Source organism: Citrobacter sp. Cpo090 (genome assembly GCF_030332665.1).
In the GTDB taxonomy this organism is placed as follows: domain Bacteria; phylum Pseudomonadota; class Gammaproteobacteria; order Enterobacterales; family Enterobacteriaceae; genus Citrobacter; species Citrobacter portucalensis.
In genome coordinates, this window is sequence record NZ_JAOWHK010000037.1 from 108,618 (window position 1) to 117,956 (window position 9,339).

7 protein-coding genes are annotated in these 9,339 nt (G+C 50.6%); 4 read left to right on the plus strand and 3 right to left on the minus strand.

What is annotated here, in order from left to right; translation table 11 throughout:
- Window positions 1-158: 158 nt before the first annotated feature.
- Complete coding sequence (locus tag OGY83_RS22405) at window positions 159-890, plus strand: response regulator transcription factor (protein ID WP_191213538.1); 732 nt, start codon at window positions 159-161, stop codon at window positions 888-890.
- Between the two features lie 137 nt (window positions 891-1,027).
- Here OGY83_RS22405 and OGY83_RS22410 read toward each other — a convergent pair whose 3' ends face one another.
- The 3 genes from OGY83_RS22410 to OGY83_RS22420 are packed head-to-tail and all read right to left on the minus strand — an operon-like array spanning window position 1,028 to window position 3,587.
- Window positions 1,028-2,032, minus strand: a complete 1,005-nt coding sequence (locus OGY83_RS22410; protein ID WP_286636945.1) for a carbohydrate kinase family protein — start codon at window positions 2,030-2,032, stop codon at window positions 1,028-1,030.
- Window positions 2,029-2,889 carry a ketose 1,6-bisphosphate aldolase gene (locus OGY83_RS22415; protein WP_286636941.1) on the minus strand — a complete coding sequence of 287 codons (861 nt, stop codon included), beginning with the start codon at window positions 2,887-2,889 and terminating at the stop codon, window positions 2,029-2,031. Before OGY83_RS22415 ends, OGY83_RS22410 begins: the two co-directional genes overlap by 4 nt.
- 14 nt (window positions 2,890-2,903) lie before the next feature.
- Window positions 2,904-3,587 (minus strand): D-lyxose/D-mannose isomerase, encoded by a 684-nt coding sequence (locus OGY83_RS22420; RefSeq protein WP_079938984.1) that lies wholly within the window; start codon window positions 3,585-3,587, stop codon window positions 2,904-2,906.
- A gap of 550 nt (window positions 3,588-4,137) precedes the next feature.
- Here OGY83_RS22420 and OGY83_RS22425 point away from each other — a divergent pair.
- The 3 genes from OGY83_RS22425 to OGY83_RS22435 form a co-directional block, all read left to right on the plus strand.
- The gene (locus OGY83_RS22425; protein WP_286636942.1) at window positions 4,138-6,678 is read left to right on the plus strand and encodes a type VI secretion system Vgr family protein; all 2,541 of its coding nucleotides are present in this window, start codon (window positions 4,138-4,140) and stop codon (window positions 6,676-6,678) included.
- The gene (locus tag OGY83_RS22430) at window positions 6,671-8,767 is read left to right on the plus strand and encodes a T6SS effector phospholipase Tle3 domain-containing protein (protein ID WP_286636943.1); all 2,097 of its coding nucleotides are present in this window, start codon (window positions 6,671-6,673) and stop codon (window positions 8,765-8,767) included. The genes OGY83_RS22425 and OGY83_RS22430 overlap by 8 nt, the downstream gene beginning before the upstream one ends.
- Window positions 8,768-8,776: 9 nt before the next feature.
- Window positions 8,777-9,339 (plus strand): T6SS immunity protein Tli3 family protein (locus OGY83_RS22435; RefSeq protein WP_286636944.1); only part of this gene is annotated, 563 nt, incomplete at its 3' end.

Sequence of the window (9,339 nt, forward strand, 5' to 3'; positions counted from 1 at the left end):
ACAGGCTGTCGTCATATTTGACGTGACGAATCTCCAATACGTGACGCCCCGGCAGTGTGACCGAGGTTATGTTTCCCGCACATCCTTGTGCCTTATCGCTGTCACTCTGCGCAGAATCAATCACACTCATTTAAGTTGGCCAGAAATGGGGAAAAACAATGAAGCCAGCCATACTGGTTGTGGATGATGACATCGCTGTCTGCACGCTTTTACAGGATGTGCTGAGCGAACACGTCTTTGCGGTGACCGCCTGTCACACCGGGCAGGAGGCGCTGCGCTGCATTGCGACTCAGCCGGAAATCGCTCTGGTATTACTGGACATGATGTTGCCCGATATTAACGGTCTGATGGTGCTACAACAGGTGCAAAAGTTGAGACCTGGATTACCGGTGGTGATGCTGACCGGGCTTGGCAGCGAATCGGATGTGGTTGTCGGGCTGGAAATGGGGGCTGATGACTATATCGGTAAACCATTCAATGCGCGGGTGCTGGTGGCGCGGGTAAAGGCGGTGCTCAGGCGCGTCGGCGTGTTAACGGCGGAAAGCGGTGGCCCGCAAACCACGGGGCTTTCTTTTAATGGCTGGCATCTCGATACCTCTGGTTGCCAGCTGCATAATCCCCAACAACTGAAGGTGGAGTTGACGCAGGGGGAATACAGCCTGCTGTTGGCGCTGGCGCAAAACGCCCGCCGGGTGCTGAGCCGGGAACAACTTCTGGAGCTGACACGCAGCGACAGCGTTGAGGTGTTTGACCGCACTATTGACGTATTAATCATGCGATTGCGGCGAAAAATAGAGAACAACCCGCACCAGCCAATGTTGATCAAAACCCTGCGCGGGCTGGGTTATGTGTTTGCCGCCGACGTGCAGCATCACGATAAGGCGGCGTGATCGTGTGCAGTTGCCGGATGCGGCGTAAACGCCTTATCCGGCCTACAAAAGCGATAACGACCCCGTAGGCCTGATAAGCGCAGCGCATCAGGCACATTTCCGAATGATGCGCACGTAGGCCTGATAAGCGCAGCGCATCAGGCGTCAGCCATTTCTGCTTTTAACTCTGCCAGCGTCTTCGCACCGTCTATCGCATTCGCGCACAGCAAGCTTGCCCGCGCACAGGCGTGTGCAAGCCTGACGCTGTCCGTCAGTGACCAGCGCTCATGACAGCCATACAAAAATCCAGCGCAAAACGCATCTCCCGCCCCGACGCTGCCAACGATCTCCTCCTGCGCCAGGTATTGCGACGGGATCCAGACGCCCGGCACATCCGGTGCTTCACCCCAGGCACCTTCCGGACAGTGAATAACCACCCGCTGGCGTACGCCTGCATCCAATAATTCGCGTGCGGCGGTGGCGATGTGCGCAATATGCAGTTCGCCGTTGGGCTGGCGGATCTCCAGCCCGCTGAACTCCCCGGCTTCCAGCTCGTTAATCACCAGATAGTCGAGATGGCGCAGGGCTGGCATCACCAGTGGTTGGTAGCGCGGGTCGCCCTTGCGTGAGACCAGATCCAGCGATGTTTCAAAGCCGTTGTCGCGCATTTGCGCCAGCAGCCGTGCGCTACGTGTCCCGTACTCCCCATCCGGCATGTCCAGACTGTCGAGCAGCAGCAGATATCCCAGATGGAAGATTTTCATCGAGGTATCCAGTTGCTCAAACGCAGGCAGATCGAGTAGCCGATTGGCACCCGGTGAGTGGAAAAAGGTGCGCTGACCGCTGGGATCGGTCATCACCTGCGACATCGAGGTGGGGGCGAATGTGGTGCGCTGCACGTGTTGGCGATTAACGTGATACTGCTCCAGCATCGCCATGATGTAGTCGCCGTCGCTGTCCTGACCGATTAACCCCACCGCCTGCAACGGTAGTCCGGTGTGCATTTTTGCCAGCGTCAGCAGCACATTAAGCGGCGCACCGCCCGTGGCGCGTTCGCTACGGGTGATTTCCGCCAACCAACCGCGTTCCGGCCACTGCACAATTTGATGCACGTGATCGACCAGCATGTTGCCTGCGGCGATAACGCCTTTGCGTTCCATCAGACCCGTCCCGCGCTGCCAAAAATGCGCATCTGTTCCGAAACGGTATCGGTAATGGCCTCTTCAATGCCGAGCAGCAGTTCGGCGAATTCGTCGTACAGCGGCTGGCGATTCGCCATCCGTGTTTCTACCGCCGACAGCGCCGTCTGCGACATGCCGGTATAGAAGTTGATTTTGTGAATGCCGAGTTCAATTGCGCGTCTGAAATCGTCGTCGCTGATGCCGGAGCCGCCGTGCAGTACTAACGGGATCGCCGCCTGCTGGCGAATGGCGTCCAGACGCGGGAAGTCGAGCAGCGGTTCGCCTTTGTATTTGCCGTGGGCATTGCCAATGGCGACCGCCAACGCGTCAATCCCGGTTCTGTCGACGAAATCACGCGCCATCATTGGGTCGGTAAATAGCGACTCGTCGGCATGGCCGTACAGCGCGCCGCCCTCATCACCGCCCACCGCACCCAGTTCGGCTTCCACCGACACGCCGACGGCATGGCACATCTTCACCACTTCGCGAGTCTGGCGGATATTTTCTTCATACTCCAGCGTGGAGCCATCGAACATTACTGAACTGAACCCTAAGCGTAGTGCCCGAACCACCGACTCAAAGTGCAGGCCGTGGTCAAGGTTCAACACCACCGGAATGTCATGCCGCGCGGCTTCGAATTTGACCGCTTCGACCAGTGAATCCAGCGAGATATATTTAAAGTGCACCTCGGCGATGTTGATGATAAACGGCGAACGTTCCTGCTTTGCCGCGGCAAACAGCGCGCGCAGGAAGTGTGAGTCCAGAACGTTAAACGCCCCTAAGGCATAGCGATGCTTACGGGCATGGGCAAGGCCATCAGCAAGAGATATCAACGGCATAATGCGCTCCTTGGTTAGCGGAACAGGCGATATTCGTTACACAGCACCAACTGCGCCGGTTCGTCTTCTTCAATGTCGTTATAGCGGGCGATCGGTTGCAGAAAGTGGTTATCGTGGTCGTCGTCATTAACAGAAGAAACCTCGCCGACCAGCACGTCGCCAAAACCTTCTTCCGCCCAGAAGCTGTGATACAGGCCTGGCGGCAGGCAGATGCTTTCACCCGGCGTCAGGCGCAACTGACTGCCCGCTGCATGGGTTTGCCGACAGCCGTCAATCACCACGCTCACGTCGGTCTCCTCCGTTTGCTCCCGGACTCCCGCATTCCACAGTTCCACAATTAAATTGCCGCCACCGCGATTGATAATGTCTTCGCGTTTGCGCCAGTGAAAATGCATCGGCGTGACCTGTGCATCGCGAACATGCATGATTTTCTCGGCGTAGCATTTCTCGTAAGGCATGCCTTTCGGCGAGCCATTACGCAGGGTGAACAGCGTTAACCCTTGCGCGGCAAAATTGTTGCCGCCAAACGCGGTGACATCCCAACCGAGCTTAAGGTCGAACACTTCGCTCCAGGCGGCGGCATCAAGCTTGCGCCATTGGGTCGGGGGAAAGCTGGCAAAAGGGGGGAGATGCACGTCGTGCTGAGAGAAAAACTGGCGCGTGTGGCCAAGGATCTCGTTTATTGCGGAGCGTTTCATTGATTCTCCTGTGGCTGATAAGATGACCTTTATGCGGCCCTCTCTCAAAGGGAGAGGGAGAAAACCAAAATCTTTCCTGGGGAACACATGGGCATAATCCAGTTACCTCTCCCCTCACAGCAGAATAGGGAATAGTTATATTTTATTGTGTTTTTTTATGGGAGGATGTGATTTATTCAATAAAAAAATAAATAAAAAGAATATTTCTATAAATGTTATTGTAAATCATTGGGTTAATGCTTTGTTTTTTAGTTCTCTCTCAGTTTTTGGAACCATTTGGATGTGACTGCTTGATTTTTCAATCATGGTGAAAAAACGAATGCAGCGTAATATAAATCGTTTTGTTAAAAAATTATTTCATTGAATATAAAATCGTGCCAGTTAATCGTTTATTTATATGTTGGGATTATATTAAGCGTTTGGTTAATAATGATTACTTCACTTTCCAGATTTGTTTCCAGTAAAAAAATAACCTTTTTTTTATTATTGTTGATATGCTGACTGGACTTTATTTCTTATGTATTACTTTCTTTTGGTAAGGGATGCGATAATGAAAAAAGGTTCGGGTTTCTATAATCTTGAAGGTATAGTTTCAGAGGAGAGTATCAATAAGTATTTATTCTCCGTAAGGGGCGAGAGTAAGTTAGGGTTGCTTGATGTTGAAACAATTGAAGGTCATGAAAATTTAAGTAAACCATATAGTTATAAAATCAAATTCACATCAAAACTAAAAAGCATCCCTCCTGATTCACTTCTAAATATTGAAGGCTCGCTACAAATCAGAGCACCTAATCATAACTGGAATAAATATATTCAGGGTTCTGAGATGTGGCTATATGAACGGCAAATTGAAGGCGTCATTACGTCATTTTCGCTTATTAGTACATCAGCGGATGAATCACTGTACGAAATCAGGCTGGAGCATAAGCTGGCATTACTCTCACGACACAAGCGCTCGGCTATTTACCTGAACATAAATGTGCCGAAACTGGTCACGCAGATCCTCAAAGAACATGCTTTTGCCGATTATGAAATCGACTTTGATAATCTTGTTTGTATGTATCCCAACCGGGAAATGATTGTTCAGTGGGAGGAGTCAGATTTAGCGTTTATCAGCCGCATCCTGTCAGAAGTTGGGATCTGGTTCAGGATCGCAAATCATCATGCTGTTTCGCACATTATGGTGGTTATCTTCAGTGATTCACAGTGCCAGTACATTTTTGATCAAAAGATTATGCACTCTTCCCACGCCGGGCTGACATCAAATGATTATTCGATCGATAACTTGGTATCAAAGCACAATGTTGTCTCGGCAGACGTTAGGGCGAAGAACTTTGATTACAGGCTGGCAAACTCGCTGATGCTAAATGCTGACGCCGATGTGTCTGCGGAAAGGGCTACGACATATGGCACAGAGTATCGCTATGCGGATATCCATCATCAGCCGGGATCGCAATTTGCCGAGGCGCAGCCAGGTGAATCCAGCTGGTTTTACGCCAAACTGCATCACGAAATTATTCTTAATAATCAGTCCATTTTAAACGGTGTGACCACCAGTCCGTCGATCGTGCCGGGGATGGTGCTGGAAATTGACGGTACCATTCCACATGCTTTCGCCTCTGGATTTGTGGTAACGGCAATGCGGGTGACGGGGAGGCGCGATGCAGCGCTCCAGTCCCGGCTTATCGGTATTCCCTATAGCCAGAACGTCTGTTTTCGACCTCAGCCGCTACCCCGGCCACGTATTGCGGGTACTGTTCCCGCTATCGTTTCATCATCAATAGACAATGACAAATATGCTCACATCGATGTGCAGGGGCGTTATTGGGTGAAGTTTGATTTTGACCTCGACCAGCACAGGCAAGGTTATGAAAGCATGCCCGTTCGTCTGGCGCGGGTTTATGCCGGTGATACTTATGGTCATCACTTTCCGCTCATCCAGGGCACAGAGGTCGCCATTGCATTTGAAGGCGGCGATCCGGAAAGACCTTTCATTGCGCATGCCTTGCATCATGCTCCAAAGCCTGACCCCGTCACCAGTCGCAACAATACCCGCAACGTCATCCGCACTGCGGGTCTTAATAAGCTGCGGATGGAGGATCGGCGCGGGCAGGAACACGTCAAACTGAGTACCGAGTACGGTAAAACGCAGTTGAATATGGGCCATCTTGTTGATGCTGGTGGTAAACCGCGCGGCGAAGGCGCAGAACTGCGCACCGATGACCGGGCGGTCCTGAGGGCGGCAAAGGGGATATTACTCACGACCGAGGCGCAGCCAAAAGCCCAGGGCAAGCAGCTTGATATGAGCGCAGTGGTTCAGCAGCTTCAGGCCGCGCTTACGTTGGCAACGTCGCTTCAGCAAAGTGCGCTGACGGCGCAGGCGTTAAATGTCGAACCTGGACCGCAGCAGCAGCTTAACGCCGCACTTGAACAGCTCACCCGCTCGGGGCTGGTGGCCTACGCCGATCATGGTATGGCCCTGCTTACGCCACAAACGATGGCAATATCAGCAGACAAAGATTTGTCGCTAAACGCCGCCAGCAACGGCAGTTTTAACGTCTTTAAAAAACTCTCAATGGCCGTTGGACAGGGCCTGTCACTTTTCAGCAGAGCTATCGGAATCAAAATCATCGCCGCAAAAGATGATATTTCCGTCCAGGCGCAGCGCGGCGAAATGGGCCTGCTTTCTGATAAGCATTTTCATATTCAGAGTATGAACGGCAACGTAACCATCAGCGCCAGGAAGAATATCCAGCTTTTGTGCGGTGGTGGCGGTATCAGAATAAATGAAGACGGCTCTGTAAAAATATTCTCCCCCGCAAAAGTGCAGTTGAAAGGCACCACTCTTGACTGGAGCGGACCGGAGTCGGCGAAAGATAAAACCCCTGTCTTTCAGGAGGAGCAGTTTCATCGCCGTATTAAATTACATGGCTCTGGCAACCCGGACGATGTTCTGAAAAAGACAAAATTCAGACTGACTAAGGCATCAGGTGAAACCATTGAAGGCGTCACAGACGATGAAGGAATGACGCCGTTATTGGATATGACTGAAATGGACGAAATGAAAATGGAGATTTTGCCAAATGAGTAACAGTCCCTTTAATCCGCGGGTGGTGGCGACCGGTGTACAGGGCGTGCCTAAATCAACGGGCGGAAAAATGGCTGTCTGCGACGTGCCCGTTAAGTATCCCATGCCCTGTATTGTGATCCTTGTGCACGGCGTCAACGATGTGGGGGAGGCCTATCAGAATCAGGAGCAGGGTATTATCGCTGGCCTGAATGAACGTATGGGCCGCACGGATATGTATCCGCATGAATGGCAGCAGTACAAAATGGATATGGGCGATGGCGAGCAGCAGAATGTAAAAATGCCCGGACGCAGCCCGGTAATTCCATTTTATTGGGGATATAAACCTGTCGATCATGCGACGTATATAGAAGACCAGCGGCGTTATCGCGAAGAACGGGCAAAATCAGGAGACGCCGCAAAACTGCCTTACAACGCCTATCAGGAAGATGACAACACAAAGCTGGAAAAGCTGGGGCATATTCCCCAAACCACCTTGAAATATCAGAATGATAATTTTGGCAACGTGCTGGACGATGTGTATGCCAAAGGCGGGGGTACCTTTGCCAATGCGACAACCACTATTCCGGATATGTTAGGCCCTGGCTCCGGTGGCCCTGCGAACGCTACGGCAGGATTTGCTTCATTTCATCTGAATGCTGGGGATTTTACGCACCCTATTTATGATAATCCGCACCGTATTTATCAGTTTTTTGCCGCGCAGCGGCTGGCTGATTTAATCCTGACGATTCGAAGAGAACCGGCAACAAAATTCGATCCCATTAATATTGTTGCGCACTCCCAGGGGACTATTATCACTATGCTGGCCAATATGCTGGTTATGCAGGCTAATGAGAAACCCGCTGACTGCGTGATACTTAATCATTCTCCCTACGCACTGGAAAAAACGGCTGCTGAAGGTATGACGCCCGGACATCATCAAACGGATCGCGCCCGACAGCAGACGTTTAAAAATTTCTGTCATTTAATGGCGACCAACGCCAGATATGGCAAGGGGGAATATCACACGCAGGCCGAGATTGATGAACTAGAAGGCGCGCTGTGCCTGAGTAAAACCAATTCTCAATGGCGCAAGAATAAACTCTATACGCGTAATAACTTTGGCAAGGTATATAACTATTTTTGCCCCAATGACAGTGTGGTTTCATTACTTAACGTCCAGGGGTTGGGCTGGCGGGGAGTCCCCCATAACATTGCCAGCGGCATAGACAATCTGCGCCAGCGGGTTTTCTGCGAAAATGGTCCGGAAATAGGCGGCAGCCCACTGAGCGTGCCTTTTGAAATGCCGGCGTTAAAAAAGGGTTGTTTTGATCAGGATACGCTGGCGACCAGACAATATACATTTGCGGATGTTGTTGTGAATGGTGAGCAGCTCCCCGTCACCTTCAGACACCAGTTACAGGGTGCGGGAAGTCAGTATAAATATTCGATAGCGCCAGGTTCACCCGATCAGGACATCTCATTTTCTGCAAAAGCCACGGTTATTGCGCGCACTGAGACAGATTTCAAAAATCTCAGCGGCGCAGGTTTCGATTATTTACAGCCGGGCCAGGCATTAACGCCCACTGAACTTGCGATGTTCTCCAGAAAATATGGTAAGCCATATACCAAAGGCGTTGTTCTGGGTGGGGGATACAATAAAACCGTGCAGCTAATCTATGAAAAAACGCCGGATGAGCTGCAAAAAGAATGGCTGCAATCAGAGCAGGTTGGTTACAGCCAGCATTCCTCTATTGTTATGTCGAAAGATGCCCCCGTAAAAGCGATGGCCTTCGATCTGGCGGTGGGGATATGCGGGGCATTCGATCACCGCTGCGGAGAATTCTGGACCGAGCTACTCCTGCGCGGAGACTGGCGTATGAAGCGTAATGGTTTTCAGAAAGCAGTTGATTATTATTGTACTGGAAAGTTGGACAAAGACCAGACGAAAGGTTTCATGAACAGGCCGGATGATATTTTACCGAAGGGGAAGTTTGGCGTGGTTAACGAATATTGTCATTCAACAACGGTTCAACCTGCCAGACATAATGGAATATATAATACTGAGACACCCAATCTGCAATGGGATATGCCAAAACCGCTTAACGTTTAAGGATGAATTATGAAACCAGGAATTACGATAAGAGTATTAATCGGCGCGGTTTCGCTATGCGCTATCACTGCATGTACAAAAAAAGTACCAACTCAAGTTATTTATCGTTATGACGATAACCGGTATCTTGAACTAAAGGGCTTCGATTGCGAAGGTGCACTTTGGTATCATGATACCAGGAGGAATATACATAAGGAATTAGTAGATGGCGTTTATTCAACGTATCAGATCTTTTCCGGCGTATATATTCATCCATCCGATAAGTATATTCTTATACCGCGATGGGAACCTGGGGCATATAAAATATCTAAAGATTACGGACAAACATGGCAGGTAGCAACATATATGGCCCCTTTCCCAGCGCTGGAGAGAAACTCAGATGGTGTTATGCGTGACAGCCCTGAAGGAAAAGAAATAAAAAGAGTGGTGGTGGTCAATAACCAGGCGTTTATTTCCACAGCGCAGGACCATTTGTATATGAGTTCATATCCTTTTGACGACCCGCGTCTGGCGCCGGGTGGTCCGGGTATAGATTATCAATACTTTGATGACACCTATTATCTCTACAGGCC

What these genes read in the sequence shown, in the direction of transcription:
- OGY83_RS22415 (WP_286636941.1), bottom strand. Translation starts at nt 2,889, where the DNA reads ATGCCGTTGATATCTCTTGCTGATGGCCTTGCCCATGCCCGTAAGCAT.
- OGY83_RS22420 (WP_079938984.1), bottom strand. Translation starts at nt 3,587, where the DNA reads ATGAAACGCTCCGCAATAAACGAGATCCTTGGCCACACGCGCCAGTTT.
- OGY83_RS22425 (WP_286636942.1), top strand. Translation starts at nt 4,138, where the DNA reads ATGAAAAAAGGTTCGGGTTTCTATAATCTTGAAGGTATAGTTTCAGAG.
- OGY83_RS22405 (WP_191213538.1), top strand. Translation starts at nt 159, where the DNA reads ATGAAGCCAGCCATACTGGTTGTGGATGATGACATCGCTGTCTGCACG.
- OGY83_RS22430 (WP_286636943.1), top strand. Translation starts at nt 6,671, where the DNA reads ATGAGTAACAGTCCCTTTAATCCGCGGGTGGTGGCGACCGGTGTACAG.